This window comes from Streptomyces sp. NPDC044003 (assembly GCF_056435185.1).
Map to the genome: position 1 here is coordinate 384,802 of NZ_JBWKFA010000008.1, position 14,839 is coordinate 399,640.

At 72.8% G+C, this 14,839-nt stretch carries 12 protein-coding genes; 4 read left to right on the forward strand and 8 right to left on the reverse strand.

The window, feature by feature from the left end:
* Positions 1-117 precede the first annotated feature (117 nt).
* Together AC07AW_RS29920 and AC07AW_RS29925 are read left to right on the forward strand one after the other, a co-directional pair.
* Positions 118-1,293: a trypsin-like serine peptidase gene (locus AC07AW_RS29920; RefSeq protein WP_478818559.1), complete on the forward strand. Its 1,176-nt coding sequence runs from the start codon at positions 118-120 to the stop codon at positions 1,291-1,293.
* Positions 1,294-1,436: 143 nt separating this feature from the next.
* Positions 1,437-2,609 carry a trypsin-like serine peptidase gene (locus tag AC07AW_RS29925; RefSeq protein WP_478818560.1) on the forward strand — a complete coding sequence of 391 codons (1,173 nt, stop codon included), beginning with the start codon at positions 1,437-1,439 and terminating at the stop codon, positions 2,607-2,609.
* 97 nt (positions 2,610-2,706) lie between these two features.
* On the opposite strand, the gene hflX is transcribed toward AC07AW_RS29925, so the two are convergent.
* From hflX to miaA, 6 genes are all read right to left on the reverse strand, one after another.
* Positions 2,707-4,197, reverse strand: a complete 1,491-nt coding sequence (gene hflX, locus AC07AW_RS29930) for a GTPase HflX (RefSeq protein WP_478818561.1) — start codon at positions 4,195-4,197, stop codon at positions 2,707-2,709.
* Between the two features lie 124 nt (positions 4,198-4,321).
* Positions 4,322-5,812, reverse strand: coding sequence for a M1 family metallopeptidase (locus AC07AW_RS29935; protein WP_478818562.1), 1,491 nt, complete (start codon positions 5,810-5,812; stop codon positions 4,322-4,324).
* 295 nt (positions 5,813-6,107) lie between these two features.
* A complete protein-coding gene (locus tag AC07AW_RS29940) occupies positions 6,108-8,249 on the reverse strand; it encodes a RelA/SpoT family protein (protein WP_478818563.1) in 2,142 nt (713 codons plus the stop codon).
* A 175-nt stretch (positions 8,250-8,424) separates the two neighbouring features.
* Entirely contained in the window at positions 8,425-9,297 is an 873-nt protein-coding gene (gene dapF / locus AC07AW_RS29945; protein ID WP_478818564.1) for a diaminopimelate epimerase, read from the reverse strand.
* A 259-nt stretch (positions 9,298-9,556) separates the two neighbouring features.
* On the reverse strand, positions 9,557-10,072 hold the full coding sequence (locus AC07AW_RS29950; protein ID WP_478818624.1) for a hypothetical protein: 516 nt from the start codon (positions 10,070-10,072) through the stop codon (positions 9,557-9,559).
* Between the two features lie 108 nt (positions 10,073-10,180).
* On the reverse strand, positions 10,181-11,119 hold the full coding sequence (miaA, locus tag AC07AW_RS29955; protein WP_478818565.1) for a tRNA (adenosine(37)-N6)-dimethylallyltransferase MiaA: 939 nt from the start codon (positions 11,117-11,119) through the stop codon (positions 10,181-10,183).
* A gap of 139 nt (positions 11,120-11,258) precedes the next feature.
* Here miaA and AC07AW_RS29960 point away from each other — a divergent pair, with 139 nt between their 5' ends.
* On the forward strand, positions 11,259-11,507 hold the full coding sequence (locus AC07AW_RS29960; RefSeq protein ID WP_478818566.1) for a hypothetical protein: 249 nt from the start codon (positions 11,259-11,261) through the stop codon (positions 11,505-11,507).
* Positions 11,508-11,552: 45 nt separating this feature from the next.
* On the forward strand, positions 11,553-11,810 hold the full coding sequence (locus AC07AW_RS29965) for an antitoxin (RefSeq protein ID WP_392157529.1): 258 nt from the start codon (positions 11,553-11,555) through the stop codon (positions 11,808-11,810).
* A gap of 89 nt (positions 11,811-11,899) precedes the next feature.
* Here AC07AW_RS29965 and AC07AW_RS29970 read toward each other — a convergent pair whose 3' ends face one another.
* Positions 11,900-12,619: a class III extradiol dioxygenase subunit B-like domain-containing protein gene (locus AC07AW_RS29970; protein WP_478818567.1), complete on the reverse strand. Its 720-nt coding sequence runs from the start codon at positions 12,617-12,619 to the stop codon at positions 11,900-11,902.
* Between the two features lie 611 nt (positions 12,620-13,230).
* Complete coding sequence (miaB, locus tag AC07AW_RS29975; RefSeq protein WP_478818568.1) at positions 13,231-14,754, reverse strand: tRNA (N6-isopentenyl adenosine(37)-C2)-methylthiotransferase MiaB; 1,524 nt, start codon at positions 14,752-14,754, stop codon at positions 13,231-13,233.
* Positions 14,755-14,839: the final 85 nt, after the last annotated feature.

The window sequence follows — 14,839 nt, forward strand, 5'->3', positions numbered from 1 at the left end:
CGTACCGTCCCCTCCGGCACCGGCATAGTGGGGGCGGTCGGTCGTGTCCGTGAGGTCTCGGCCGGTGTTCGCCCATGCACCATGCACAAGTTGACGTAGTCCCAGGGGGATCACGAGATGCGATCGATTCGTCCGCTGCTGATGGCGGCTTCCGCCGTCGCGGCGCTGACGCTCACCGTCACGGCCTGCGGTCCGAGCGAGGAGAACGCGGGAGGGGACAAGCCCGTCGCGCCCGCGAGCCTGGACCCGGACAAGATCAAGATTCCGGAGGACCTGAAGGACCGCCTGAAGGAACACGGGATCGACCTCGACAAGTGGCGGAACGGCGAATGGAAGAACTGGGACCGCGACAAGTGGCTGCGTGAGGCCAAGGACTTCGTCAACCCGATCATCGAGGACCTCTGGGACCCGGACCGGATGCGCGAGGCCGAGCGCCCCGACAAGCCGGTCGAGGAGGAGGACATCTCCGGCGACAAGGGTGTCACCGACCCGACGCCGGACCCGGTGAAGGCGAAGGCGGTGGCGGCGAAGTACCACGACAACGCCCCCGAGTCCGGCAAGGTCTTCTTCGACGGCCCCGAGGGCTCGATGGTCTGCTCGGCCACGGTCGTGCAGGACCCGGCGCACCCGGGCAAGTCCAACCTGGTCTGGACGGCCGGCCACTGCGTGCACAAGGGCAAGGAGGGCGGCTGGTACCGCAACATCGCCTTTGTGCCCTCGTACAACGACGCGGCGATGGAGACCGCCCAGCTGGAGAAGGCGACGCGCGAGCAGATCGCCCCGTACGGCGTGTGGTGGGCGGACTGGGTCAAGACTTCCGACCAGTGGATCGCCGAGGGCGCGTCCACCGGTGGTGCCGGTGCTCCGTACGACTTCGCGGTCATCAAGGTGACCCCGGAGAAGGGCTCCTCGGGCAAGTCGCTGGAGGAGACGGTCGGTTCGGCGCTGCCGGTGGAGTTCAACGCCCCCGCGGTGCCGAAGATCGCGAGCCTGACGGCGACCGGCTATCCGGCGGCGCCGCCGTTCGACGGCCAGAAGGCGTTCCAGTGCCAGGACAAGCCGGGCCGGCTGTCCCTGAAGGCCGAGCAGCCGACGATGTACCGGATCGGCTGCACGATGACCGGTGGTTCGTCCGGTGGCGGCTGGGTCGCCAAGGGCCATGACGGCAAGCCGGCGCTGGTGTCGAACACCTCGATCGGCCCGTCGACGGCCGGTTGGCTCGCGGGTCCGCGCCTCGGTCCCGAGGCCAAGGCCATCTACGACGAGGTCAGCAAGAAGTACGCCGGCCAGTAAGCACGGCACGGCACGACACGGCATGACACGGCATGACACGGAGGCGGGACCGTCGGGTCCCGCCTCCCCCCGTGTTCCGCGCAACCGGCATACTGTGCACCGCTCATGACACGTCCATGGCAATACCAACGGGGAATACATTCATGCGTTCCGTACGACTCCTACCCGCTGCCCTCGGTCTGGTCACCGCGCTCGCGCTGACCGCCACGGCCTGCGGGCCCACCGAGACCCCGGCCGACGGCAAGCCGTCCGCCGGAGCGAGCAGCTCCACCCCCGCCGCCGACGGCGGTGACGCCGGCTCCGACCTGACCAAGGACCTCGCCGACAAGCTCAAGAAGCACGGCGTCGACCTGGACAAGTGGAAGAACGGCGAGTGGAAGAACTGGGACCAGGACACCTGGCTCCGTGAGGCCGAGGACTTCGTCAACCCGGTCATCGACGGACTCTGGGACCCGGCCCGCATGCAGTCGGCGAAGAGCCCGGACCAGACGATCACCGCGCAGGCCGGCAGCGGCGGCACGGACCCGACGCCCCGGCCCGTGAAGGCGCAGCGCGAGAAGACGCCGTACCACCGCAACGCGGCCCCGGTCGGGAAGATCTTCTTCGACTCGCCCGAGGGCTCGATGGTCTGCTCCGGCACCATCGTGAAGGACCCGCGCCGGCCCGGGAAGTCGAACCTGGTCTGGACGGCCGGCCACTGCGTCCACGCGGGCAAGAAGGGCGGCTGGTACCGCAACATCACCTTCGTCCCGGCCTTCAACGACCTGGGCAAGTCCCCCGCCGCGCTGCAGAACGCGCAGCCCCACGAGGTGTACCCGTACGGCCAGTTCTGGGCCGACTGGGCCGTGACCTCGGGCGAGTGGATCAACGCGGGCGGCACCAACCAGGCCTGGCCGTACGACTACGCCGTGCTGCACGTGCAGCCCGAGCGCGGCGGGAAGTCCCTGGAGGAGACCGTCGGCGTCGCCCTGCCGGTCGACTTCTCCGCGCCGACGGCCGCGCAGTCCGGGACGATGGGCGCCTGGGGCTACCCGGCGGCGCCTCCGTACAACGGCATGATCATGCACAAGTGCCTCGACCGGCCCACGCGGCTCACCACGGCTCCGGCCACGCCGACGATGTACCGGATCGGCTGCACGATGACCGGTGGTTCCTCGGGCGGCGGCTGGTTCCGCGTGCTGCCCAACGGCAAGACGGCGCTCGTGTCGAACACCTCGATCGGCCCGGCCGGCGGCAACGGCTGGCTCGCCGGTCCGCAGCTGGGTCGCGGCGCCAAGGCCGTCCACGAGATGGTCAGCAAGAAGTTCGCCCGCTGACCCGAGCGACACCGAAGGGCACTGACCCGGGCAACACCGAAGGGCGCTGCCCCTCCCGTATCGGGAGGGGCAGCGCCCTCGGTCGTACTGCCGTGAATCAGTGCGCGGCCGGAACGTACGGCGCGAGCAGCGCCGCCAGTTCCTCGTGCACCCGGGCCTTGAGCAGGGTGCCCTCCGGGGTGTGCTCCTCGGAGTCCACCTCGCCCTCGGCGTGCACCCGCGAGACGAGACCGCCCTGCGTGTACGGCACGAGGACCTCCAGCTCGACCTCCGGGCGCGGCAGCTCGGAGTCGATGAGCGCGAGCAGCTCGTCGATGCCCTGGCCCGAACGGGCCGAGACCACGATGGAGTGCTTCTCCATCCGCAGCAGGCGCTGGAGCACCAGCGGGTCGGCCGCGTCGGCCTTGTTGACGACGACGATCTCCGGCACGTTCACCGCGCCGACGTCGCGGAAGACCTCGCGCACGGCGGCCAGCTGCTCCTCCGGGGCCGGGTGCGAGCCGTCCACCACGTGCAGGATGAGGTCGGACTCGCCGACCTCCTCCATGGTGGAGCGGAACGCCTCGACCAGGTGGTGCGGCAGGTGCCGGACGAATCCGACGGTGTCGGCCAGGGTGTAGATCCGGCCGGTGGGCGTCTCGGCCCGGCGGACGGTCGGGTCGAGGGTGGCGAACAGCGCGTTCTCCACCAGCACGCCCGCGCCGGTGAGCCGGTTGAGCAGGGAGGACTTGCCGGCGTTGGTGTATCCGGCGATGGCGACCGACGGCACCTTGTTGCGGCGGCGCTCCTGCCGCTTGATGTCGCGGCCGGTCTTCATCTCGGCGATCTCCCGGCGCATCTTCGCCATCTTCTCGCGGATGCGGCGCCGGTCGGTCTCGATCTTGGTCTCACCGGGACCACGGGTGGCCATGCCGCCACCGCCGCCGCCACCCATCTGACGGGAGAGCGACTGACCCCAGCCGCGCAGTCGCGGCAGCATGTACTGCATCTGCGCGAGCGCGACCTGCGCCTTGCCCTCTCGGGACTTGGCGTGCTGGGCGAAGATGTCGAGGATGAGGGCGGTCCGGTCGACCACCTTCACCTTGACGACGTCTTCGAGGGCGATGAGCTGGCCGGGGCTGAGCTCGCCGTCGCAGACGACGGTGTCGGCACCGGTCTCGAGCACGATGTCGCGCAGCTCGCGCGCCTTGCCCGAGCCGATGAAGGTCGCCGGGTCCGGCTTGTCGCGGCGCTGGATCACGCCGTCGAGCACGAGGGCGCCCGCCGTCTCGGCGAGGGCGGCGAGCTCCGCGAGGGAGTTCTCCGCGTCCTGCACCGTCCCGGAGGTCCAGACACCGACCAGCACGACACGCTCCAGGCGCAGCTGGCGGTACTCGACCTCGGTGACGTCCTCGAGCTCGGTGGAGAGGCCCGCGACACGGCGCAGCGCCGCACGCTCGGAGCGGTCGAACTGCTCGCCGTCCCGCTCTCCGTCGATCTCGTGGCTCCAGGCGACGTCCTCTTCCATCAGGGCATCGGCCCGAAGGCTCTCGGTACGGCTCGTCTCCGCGAAGCTCTGGTCCTGGGAAGGGGAAGAAGAGGAGGTCATTGGGTCCTAACGTCGATGAGGAGATGTGTGTCTGTGCCGGTCACAACGCCTGCGGGCGCCGGAAGATTCCCGTCCGCGGCCGCGTCGCCGACCAGAAGATGGTGACACGGCCCCGCGGGGCCCGTCACCCGGGTTTCGGCGCGGTCCTCACGGCCTCGACGGGGCGGCTGAGCCAGTCCGGGTGCCCGGGCATGGCCGGGGTCTTCGCCTCGTACAGCCAGCCGTGGAGGAAGGCGGTGAGGTCCCGGCCGGCGACCTCGCCGGCGAGGGCCGTGAAGTCGGCGGTGGTGGCGGTCCCGTCCCGGTGCTCGGCGACCCAGCGGCGCTCCAGGGTCTTGAAGGCCTCGGTGCCGATCTCCTGGCGGAGCGCGTAGAGGATCAGGGCGCTGCCGTCGTAGACGACGGGCCGGAAGAGACTGATCTTGTGGTCGGGCGAGGGGGGCTCGGGGGCGGCCGGGGGTCCTCCGGCGGCCCGCCAGCCGTCGGAGGCGGCGTAGGCGGCCTTCATGCGGCGCTCCAGGGACTTTCCGGCGGTCTCCTCGGCGTACAGCGCCTCGTACCAGCTGGCGTGTCCCTCGTTGAGCCACAGGTCGGACCAGGCGCGGGGCGAGACGCTGTCGCCGAACCACTGGTGGGCCAGTTCGTGGACCATGACGGCGTCGACGTACCACTCGGGGTAGGCGGGCTCGGTGAAGAGGCCGCGCTCGAAGAGGGAGAGGGTCTGGGTCTCCAGCTCGAAGCCGGTGTCCGCGTCGGCGATGAGCACGCCGTACGTCTCGAAGGGGTACGGGCCGACCTGCCGTTCCATCCACTCCAGGTGGCCGGGAGTGCGGCGCAGCCAGGGCTCCATGAGCTGCCGGTCGGCGGTGGCGACCACGTCCCGTACGGGCAGCCCGTGAGGGCCCTCGCGGTGGACGACGGTGGAGCGGCCGATGGAGACCTGGGCGAGCTCCGTGGCCATGGGGTGCCGGGTGCGGTACGTCCAGGTGGTGGTGGCGCCGTGGTCGACGCGGCCTTCGGGGAGGCCGTTGGCGACGACGGTGAGCTCGCTGGGGGCGGTGATCCGGAAGGTGAAGCGGGCCTTGTCGGCCGGGTGGTCGTTGGAGGGGAAGACCCGGTGGGCGGCGTCGGCCTGGTTGGCCATGGCGAGGCCGTCGCCGGTGCGGACCCAGCCGCCGGTGTCGGCGGGGCCGGCGGGGTCGCTGGTGTGGGTGACGGTGATCTCGACCTCCTCCCCCGTGTCGATCGGGGCGACCGGGGTGACGATCAGGTCCTCGCCGCTGCTGGTGTACTCGGCGGGCAGGCCGTCGACGGTGACGGCGGAGACCGTGCCGTGGGTGAAGTCGAGGTTGAGCCGCTCCAGGTCCTCGGTGGCGCGCGCCTCGATGCGGGTGACGGCAGCGAGCGGCTTGGTGTTCACGCCCGGGTAGGTGAGGTCGAGGGTGTACGCGAGGACGTCGTAGCCGGGGTTGCCGAGGTGCGGGAAGAGCGGGTCCCCGATGCCGAGCGGCGCCGGGGCGGGCAGCGCGGCGGCGACGAGCCCGGCGGAGGCGGCGACCAGGACGGCGGAGCGGAGCCACCGCGCGCGGGGCAGGGGGGTTCGGACGAGCGGCATGGGCCAGGGCCTTTCCGGAGGAATGGCCCTACGGCTACCAGGGCCGCCGCCGCACACCGGGACGGCGCGCGCGCCGGCCACTCGAAGGGGGTCACCGGAGGGAGGGCCACCCGTGCCCCGGGTGACCGGCCGGCCGAGGCCGGTCTCGCGAAGACGGTCGCCCGAGGCCGGTCTCGCGAAGGCGGTCGCCCGAGGCCGGTCTCGCGAAGGCGGTCGCCCGAGCCCGGTCGCCCGAGCCCGGTCGCCCACTGGTCCTCGACGTCCTCGCTCGAAGGTCCTCGCCCGGAGCCGGGTGTCAGTTCAGGCCGCGGGAGTGCCGGGCGCGGCTGACGTCGTACACCCCGGGCACGTCCCGCATGGCGCGCATGAGGGCGGCGAGGCCGGCCACGTCGGGGAGGTGGAGGGTGTAGGTGTGGCGGACCCGCTGCTCGCTGGGCGGCTCGACGTTCGCGGAGACGACGGCGGCACCGAAGGCGGCGATGGCCTCGGTGAGGTCGGCGAGCAGTCCGGGCCGTCCGAAGGACTCGGCGACGAGGGTGACCCGGCCCTGGCCGGTGTCGCCCCAGCGGACGGTGACGGGTTCGCGGCCGAGATCGCGCATGGCGTCGACGGCGGAGCAGCGGGCGCGGTGGACGGTGACCGATCCGCCGCGGACCCGGAAGCCGGTGATCTCGTCGGGCGGTACGGGGGTGCAGCAGCCCGCCGGGCGGACGGCCGCGGGCGGCTCGCCGTCCAGGTCGGCGTGGAGTTCGGCGCCGGGGCGGCGTTCGGCGGGGACGCTGGGCTGTGGCCGGGGGTCGGTGGGGGTGGCGGGGGGCGCGGTGCTCTCGGGGTGCGCCTGGAGCCAGCCGGTGATCGCGATCCGTGCGGCGGGGGTACGGGCGTGGTCCAGCCACTCCGGGGACGGCCCGGACACGGTGTCCTGGGCGAGGAGCAGCTGGACGGTGTCGCCGTCGCCGAGGACGGTGCTCAGCGGGGCGAGGCGGCCGTTGACGCGGGCGCCGAGGCAGGCGTGGGCGGCCTCGCCGTGCTGCGCGTACGCGGCGTCGACGCAGCTGGCGCCGGCGGGCAGGCTGATCGTGCCGGGGGCGCTGCCGTCGGCGCGGAAGACGGTGATCTCGTCGTCCTCGGCGAGGTCGGCGCGGAGCGAGGTCCAGAAGGTGTCGGGGTCGGGGGCGGACTGCTGCCAGTCGAGGAGGCGGGAGAGCCAGCCGGGACGGGTGGGGTCGACGCGCTCGCCGTCGTCGGTCCCCGGGGCGGTGGTGTCCGGCTCCTGGCCGACGTGGGGGTTGCCGAGGGCGACGACTCCGGCCTCGGCGACCTTGTGCATCCGGTGGGTCCGGATGAGGACCTCGGCGACGGCGCCGTCGGGGGCCGCGATCGCGGTGTGCAGCGACTGGTACAGGTTGAACTTGGGGGCCGCGATGAAGTCCTTGAACTCGGAGATCACCGGGGTGAAACAGGTGTGGAGCTCGCCGAGGACCCCATAACAGTCGGCGTCCTCGGCGACCAGGACGAGGAGCCGCCCGAAGTCGCAGCCGCGCAGTTCGCCGCGCTTGAGGCGGACCCGGTGGACGGAGACGAAGTGCCGGGGGCGGACGAGGACCTCGGCGCCGATGCCGGCCTCGCGCAGGAAGGCGGTGACCTGGTCGGCGACGGCGCCGAGCGCGCCGGCGGCGTCGGGGTTGTCGGCGACGAGCGCGCGGGTGGTCTCGTACTCCTCGGGGTGGAGGATCGCGAAGACCAGGTCCTCCAGCTCGGTCTTGAGGGCCTGGACGCCGAGGCGCTCGGCGAGCGGGATGAGGACGTCCCGGGTGACCTTGGCGATCCTGGCCTGTTTCTCGGGGCGCATCACGCCGAGGGTGCGCATGTTGTGGAGGCGGTCGGCGAGCTTGATGGACATGACCCGGACGTCGCTGCCGGTGGCGACGAGCATCTTGCGGAAGGTCTCGGGCTCGGCGGCGGCCCCGTAGTCGATCTTCTCGACCTTGGTGACGCCGTCGACGAGGTAGGCGACCTCGTCGCCGAACTCCCGGCGCACCTGATCGAGGGTCACCTCGGTGTCCTCGACGGTGTCGTGGAGGAGGGAGGCGGTCAGGGTGGTGGTCTCCGCGCCGAGTTCGGCGAGGATGAGGGTGACCGCGAGCGGGTGGGTGATGTAGGGCTCGCCGCTCTTGCGGAACTGGCCGCGGTGTGAGGACTCGGCGAGGACGTACGCCCGGCCGAGCACCGTCAGGTCGGCCTCGGGATGGTGGACGCGGTGCGCCTCCGCCACATGGCTGATGGCGTCGGGCAGCCGGTCACGGGGCGCCGGTCCGGCGGTGGCGTTCAGCAGGGCGGCGCGGCCGAGGCGGCGCAGGTCGATCCGGGCGCGTCCTCGTCTGCGGACGGCCACTTCGGTGGGGGCGGCCTCGGGGTTGGTGGCCTCTGCGCTCATGGGGCACCTCCGGCAACGTCGACCGGCGGTGGGCGGGCCAGGCGTGCCCGGGGGGCCGGTGCTTGATGCTACCGACCCCACCACGTGGCGCAGTCACGCTCTCGCTCAGCGTGAATCGGATCACCCATTCGAGCGATAAATCAGTCGTTGACAGTTTCGATTTCGTCGCACGCGATCATGCCGTCAGCCACGTGGGGTCGACGGTGCCCTCGGCGACGATGACCGCGGGTCCGGTCATGTCGATGCGGCCGTCGGGGTGCTCGGTGATGACGAGGGTCCCGCCGAGGACGTCGACGGTGTACGTGACGGGGGTGCCGGACGCGGCGGGGTCGACGCCGTCCCGACGGGCGGTGGCGACGGCGACGGCGCACGCGCCGGTGCCGCAGGAGCGGGTCTCGGCGGCGCCGCGCTCGTGGACCCGCATGGCGACGTGGCGGGGGCCGCGGTCGGCGACGAACTCGATGTTCACCCCGTCCGGGTAGACCGCGGCGGGCTCGTACGGCGGCTCGTCGTACAGGTTCCCGGCGTGTTCGAGGTCCTCGACGAAGGCGACCGCGTGCGGGTTGCCCATGTTCACGTTGCGCGCGGGCCAGCTGCGGTCGTCGACGGTGACGGTGACCCCGTCCTCGGGGAGCACCGCGCGGCCCATGGCGACGGTGACGGAGCCGTCCTTGTCCAGGTGGACGTACTTGACGCCGCCCCGGGTGGCGACGGCGACCTCGCCGGCGGTGACGTGCCCCGCGTGCTCCAGGTAGCGGGCGAAGACCCGCACGCCGTTCCCGCACATCTCGGCGACCGAGCCGTCGGCGTTCCGGTAGTCCATGAACCACTCGGCCTCGTCGGCCAGGTGGCGCGCGTCGGGGTGGGCGGCGCTGCGCACGACGTGCAGCAGCCCGTCGCCCCCGATGCCGGCCCGCCGGTCGCAGAGCCGCGCCACGACGGCGGCGGGCAGGTCGACGGCGTTCTCCGCGTCGGGGACGATCACGAAGTCGTTCTCGGTGCCGTGGCCCTTGAGGAAGGGGAGCGGCGAGGTCTGCGTGCTGGTCACGCGATCAACTGTACGGGTCGGGACCGACAGACGACTCGCCCTGTCCACAGGGCGGTCCCGCCGCCCCAGGCGCGCCCTGGCCCCTCCACCCCCGGCCCCACTCCACCCGGGCCCGCGCCGCGCTCCGTACGGGGCGAGCGACTCTGTACGGGCGCGGGCGCGTCGGGGCTCAGGACAGACGGGCGACCCCGTACGGGCTGGGGCGCGTCGCAGTTCAGCGCAGGCGGGTGACTCCGTACACGCGCGGGTGCGTCGCGGTTCAGCGCAGGCGGGCGACGCGCCAGACGGCGAGGGCCACCAGGGCCGCGATCGTCGACACGTAGAGGGCGAGGACGCGCCAGTTCGGGCGCTCGCCCGAGCCGCGGGGCGGGAGTCCCGGCCAGGTGTAGCCGACCTTGCGGGCGGCCATCATGCCCCAGCCCGCCGCGCAGGAGCTGATCAGCAGACCGAGCATCGCGACGACGGCGCCGCCGTCCCCCGAGCCGAAGGCGAGCGGGAACGCGAACATCAGCGAGCCGACGGCCGCCAGACCCACGATCGGGGCGAGCTGCCAGATCCGCAGCCGGCGCTGGGGGCGCAGCTCGACCTCGACCTCGTCGGCGTCGACCTCGACGGCCGTGCCCACGGCGTCGTCAGGACCGTCCGTGGTCAGCCCCAAGGCCGTCCCGACGGGGGCGTCGTCCGTCGGATGGCCCGGGGTGTCCCCCGACGGATCCGCCGTCGGGTCACCCAGGGCCGCCTCGTGCTGTTCTCTGTCGCGAGGGCCGGCCTCCATCGCCACGCGCCCTCCCCACTCGGACTTCACTTGGTCGATCGATGCTCGATGATGGCACGCTCATGACCGCCGAAATGACGGGCAGTGCGTCCCGATGCCATCACGTGATCAGGCTGTAACCGCTCGTTCGACCAACGACAGCGCCTCTCGCGGGAGTTCCCCGCGGTGATCTGCGGCTCCGCTGAGCCAGTGCACGCGCGGGTCGCGGCGGAACCACGAGTCCTGGCGGCGGGCGAAGCGCTTCGTGGCCCGCACGGTCTCGGCGCGCGCCTCGTCCTCGGTGCACTCCCCCGCGAGCGCCGCGAGGACCTGCTGGTAGCCGAGGGCGCGGGCCGCCGTGCGTCCCTCGCGCAGCCCCTGCGCCTCCAGGGCGCGCACCTCGTCGACGAGGCCGGCCTCCCACATCCGGTCCACGCGCGTGGTGATCCGCTCGTCGAGCTCGGGGCGGGCCACGTCGACGCCGATCTGGACGGTGTCGTAGACGGAGTCGGGGCCCGGGAGGTTGGCGGTGAAGGGCTTGCCGGTGATCTCGATCACCTCGAGGGCCCGGACGATGCGACGGCCGTTGCTGGGCAGGATCGCGCGGGCCGCCTCGGGGTCGGCCGCGGCGAGCCGGGCGTGCAGGACGCCGGAGCCGCGCTCTTCGAGCTCGGCCTCCAGGCGGGCCCGGACGGCGGGGTCGGTGCCGGGGAACTCCAGGGCGTCGACGGCCCCCCGTACGTACAGTCCGGAACCGCCGACGAGGACCGGGGTGCGGCCGGCCGCGAGCAGCCGGTCGATCTCGGCGCGGGCGAGCCGCTGGTACTCGGCGACGCTGGCGGCCTCCGTCACGTCCCAGATGTCGAGGAGGTGGTGCGGGACGCCGCCGCGCTCCTCAAGCGTCAGCTTGGCGGTCCCGATGTCCATCCCCCGGTAGAGCTGCATCGAGTCGGCGTTGACGACCTCGCCGTCGAGCTGCTGCGCCAGGAATACACCCAGATCGGACTTTCCGGCTGCCGTGGGGCCGACGACGGCGATGACCCGCGGGGCGGGAGCTGCGCTTCTCACCGCCCCAGTCTCGCAAACCTCCCGCCCGGTCCCCGAACGAGCTACGTGACGGGCCCCATCCGGCTTCGTTGCCTGTTGCGAGGTTCCGACCGTCGACCATCACGGAGCCCACCCCATCCGAGTACGCTATGGAGTGAATATGGGCGTTTTTGCAATGTTTCGCCGGAAGAAGCAGGACGTGGTCGAGGCCTCTCCCGAGGAGACCGGGACCGACGCCGGGACCGACACCGGGGCGGATGTCACGGCCGAGGCCCCGGCCGCTCCTGCGGAGGACGTCGAGACGGACGAGGTGACGGCCTCGGCGGCCGCCGAGGCCGTGGAGATCCCGAAGCAGCAGTCGGCCGAGGCCGCCGCCGACAACGAGGCGGGCGAAGGCGCCCGCCGGTAGGACACGGAACACGGGCCTCCGAGGTCCGCGGAGGGAAGGTGCCCCATGGGTCTCCTGGATTCGCTGAAGGCCAAGCTCGCCCCGGCCAAGGGCAAGGTCGCCGGCCTCGCGCAGCAGCACGGGGAGAAGATCGACCACGGCCTGGACAAGGCCGCGAAGCTGGTCGACGAGAAGACCAAGGGCAAGTACAGCGACAAGATCCAGTCCGGTACGGGCAAGGCGAAGCACGCCATCGACCGGATCGGACACAAGGACGACGGCACGCCCGGGAGCGGTGGCGCGACGCCGCCGCCGGCCGCCTGAGGACCGGCGTCACCCGACAGTCCCTCCGCACGGCGGACGGCCGCGGAGCATCACGCTCCGCGGCCGTCCGCCGTTCGTGCGTCCGGCACTCAGGACCAGGCGGCGACGAAGTACCCCACGCCGTACGGGGCGTCCTCGAACAGCAGCCGGCCGTCGAGGCCCGCGCCCTCGGCGGCGCCCGCGAGGACCTGCCAGGGGGCGCGGCCGGCCGCCTTCAGCTCGCCCGCGAGCCCGGCGTCCAGCGCGAGCAGCGCGGCCACGTCGGCCGTGCCGAGCGCCCGGGCCGCCTCCGCGTCGAAGCCGGCCGCGCGCTCGTCCAGGTAGCCCGGGGCCTTCACGGTCCGGCAGGCGCTGCCGTCGCCCATCACCAGGAGGGCGACCCGTTCGGCCGAGGCGGCGAGCTTGCGGCCCGTCGCGGCGCAGGCGTCCGTCGCTGTCGCCTCGGCCACGCCCAGGCCCTCGATCGGCGCGTCGGCCCAGCCGGCGCGGGCGAGGAGCCAGGCGGCGACGGCGAGGGAGGCGGGGAGGGGGCGGGGGCGGGGGTCGTCGTCGGGCCCGCCTTCGCCGAGTCGTACGGAGAGCTCGACGCCGAAGCCGGCGAAGGAGCCTGTCGCCCCGGCCGGATAGACGCCGTGCGCGTCCTCGGCGGCGGGCCCGAGGACGTACAGCCGGTCGGGACGGGCGGCGGCAAGCAGCCCGACGGCGTCCGCGCAGGCCGTCCGGGCGGCGTCCAGCTCGGGGGCGGCGCCGGTCGCGACCTCGGGTACGAGGAGCGGGGGGCTGGGGCAGACGGCTGCGGCGACAAGCATGATCCGCAGCCTACGCCTCCGGCCGTTGTGGGCGATCGTTCCGCCGGGGCGGCGCCCACCCCCGTTGTGGGCATGCGTTCCACCGGGCTGCGCCCACCCCCACCCCGTTGTGGGCAGGCGTTCCGCAAGGGGCGGAACGGGTGGGCACAACGGACCCGCGCCCTGCCGGCGCCAGAGGCTTCCGCGCCCTCACCCGCACCACGATGTGCACCGCCGCTACGGGTGCGGGCCCAGGCTCGGAACACGGAGGCGCCGCTAGAGGGCGCCGTCCCGTGTGCCCACCCGTCCCGCCCCAGCGGGACGATTGCCCACACGGGGGTGGGCGGGGGCGCCGTCCAGCGCAGGGCGCGGGCCCCACACAGGCGGGGAGGCGCCGCCCAGCGCGGGCGCGGGCCGCACGGGGCGGAGCGAAGCCCCAGCCGGGCGCGGGCCCACGCGGGGGTGGGCGAGGGCGCCGCCCGGCGCGGGTGCGGGTCCCACATGGGCGGGGGCACCGCCCGGCGCGGGCGCCGGCCGCACGGGGCGGGGCGAAGCCCCGGCCGGGCGCGGGCCCACACAGCGGGCGAACGGGGGTACCGCCCAGTCGGGCGCCGGCCCGCACGGGCAAGGTGTCAGTGGGTGCCGCAGGCCGGGGTTTCCGGGGTCGGGAGCGGGGCCGGGACGCCGATCTTCGGGAGGCCCAGGAGGACGCCCGTCTGCTTCGGGGCGGCCGTGCGCTTCTCCCACGCGTCACCCGCGCGCGTCCGACGGACGGAGGAGACCTCGCCCTCGGCAAGCAGGTGGTGCGGGGCCGCGTAGGTGATCTCGACGGTCACCACGTCGCCGGGGCGGACTTCCTCGGCCGGCTTCGTGAAGTGGACGAGACGGTTGTCGGGGGCGCGGCCCGAGAGGCGGTGGGTCTCGCCGTCCTTGCGGCCCTCGCCCTCCGCGACCATGACCTCCAGGGTGCGGCCGACCTGCTTCTTGTTCTCCTCCCAGGAGATCTCCTCCTGGAGGGCGACCAGGCGCTCGTAGCGCGCCTGCACGACCTCCTTCGGGATCTGGCCCTCCATGGTCGCCGCCGGGGTGCCGGGGCGCTTGGAGTACTGGAAGGTGAAGGCGTTGGCGAAGCGGGCCTCGCGGACGGTGTGCATCGTCTGCTCGAAGTCCTCCTCGGTCTCGCCGGGGAAGCCGACGATGATGTCGGTGGAGATGGCCGCGTGCGGGATGGACGCGCGGACCTTCTCGAGGATGCCGAGGAAACGCTCCTGCCGGTACGAGCGGCGCATCGCCTTGAGGATGGAGTCCGAGCCGGACTGGAGCGGCATGTGCAGCTGCGGCATGACGTTCGGCGTCTCGGCCATGGCCGCGATGACGTCGTCGGTGAAGTCGCGGGGGTGGGGGGAGGTGAAGCGGACGCGCTCCAGGCCCTCGATCTGCCCGCAGGCGCGCAGCAGCTTGCTGAAGGCCTCGCGGTCGCCCAGGTCGGAGCCGTACGCGTTGACGTTCTGGCCGAGCAGGGTGATCTCGGAGACGCCCTCGGCGACCAGCGCCTCGATCTCGGCGAGGATGTCGCCGGGCCGGCGGTCCTCCTCCTTGCCGCGCAGGGCGGGGACGATGCAGAAGGTGCAGGTGTTGTTGCAGCCGACGGAGATCGAGACCCAGGCGGCGTAGGCGGACTCGCGGCGGGTCGGCAGCGTGGAGGGGAAGGCCTCCAGGGACTCGGCGATCTCGATCTGCGCCTCTTCCTGGACGCGGGCGCGCTCCAGGAGGACCGGCAGCTTGCCGATGTTGTGCGTGCCGAAGACCACGTCGACCCAGGGGGCCTTCTTGACGATGGTGTCGCGGTCCTTCTGGGCGAGACAGCCGCCGACGGCGATCTGCATGCCGGGGCGCGTGGTCTTCATCGGGGCGAGCCGGCCGAGGTTGCCGTACAGCTTGTTGTCGGCGTTCTCGCGGACCGCGCAGGTGTTGAAGACGACGACGTCGGCGTCGCCGTCCGCGCCCTTGGGGGCCCGGACGTAACCCGCCTCTTCCAGCAGACCGGAGAGCCGCTCGGAGTCGTGGACGTTCATCTGGCACCCATAGGTGCGGATCTCGTAGGTCTTGGTGCCGTCAACGCTCACTGCGGTGCTCCGGTCGCTGCTGCTCGTCATGGATCCAAGGGTAGGCCGTCCGGGGAGAGCCTCCGGACCGCGCCGGAGCGCGGCCCCCTGCGGAAAACCGCAGGGGGGCCGGGTG

What these genes read in the sequence shown, in the direction of transcription:
- AC07AW_RS29920 (WP_478818559.1), top strand. Translation starts at nt 118, where the DNA reads ATGCGATCGATTCGTCCGCTGCTGATGGCGGCTTCCGCCGTCGCGGCG.
- AC07AW_RS29925 (WP_478818560.1), top strand. Translation starts at nt 1,437, where the DNA reads ATGCGTTCCGTACGACTCCTACCCGCTGCCCTCGGTCTGGTCACCGCG.
- hflX (WP_478818561.1), bottom strand. Translation starts at nt 4,197, where the DNA reads ATGACCTCCTCTTCTTCCCCTTCCCAGGACCAGAGCTTCGCGGAGACG.
- AC07AW_RS29935 (WP_478818562.1), bottom strand. Translation starts at nt 5,812, where the DNA reads ATGCCGCTCGTCCGAACCCCCCTGCCCCGCGCGCGGTGGCTCCGCTCC.
- AC07AW_RS29940 (WP_478818563.1), bottom strand. Translation starts at nt 8,249, where the DNA reads ATGAGCGCAGAGGCCACCAACCCCGAGGCCGCCCCCACCGAAGTGGCC.
- AC07AW_RS29950 (WP_478818624.1), bottom strand. Translation starts at nt 10,072, where the DNA reads ATGGAGGCCGGCCCTCGCGACAGAGAACAGCACGAGGCGGCCCTGGGT.
- AC07AW_RS29960 (WP_478818566.1), top strand. Translation starts at nt 11,259, where the DNA reads ATGGGCGTTTTTGCAATGTTTCGCCGGAAGAAGCAGGACGTGGTCGAG.
- AC07AW_RS29965 (WP_392157529.1), top strand. Translation starts at nt 11,553, where the DNA reads ATGGGTCTCCTGGATTCGCTGAAGGCCAAGCTCGCCCCGGCCAAGGGC.
- AC07AW_RS29970 (WP_478818567.1), bottom strand. Translation starts at nt 12,619, where the DNA reads ATGCTTGTCGCCGCAGCCGTCTGCCCCAGCCCCCCGCTCCTCGTACCC.
- miaB (WP_478818568.1), bottom strand. Translation starts at nt 14,754, where the DNA reads ATGACGAGCAGCAGCGACCGGAGCACCGCAGTGAGCGTTGACGGCACC.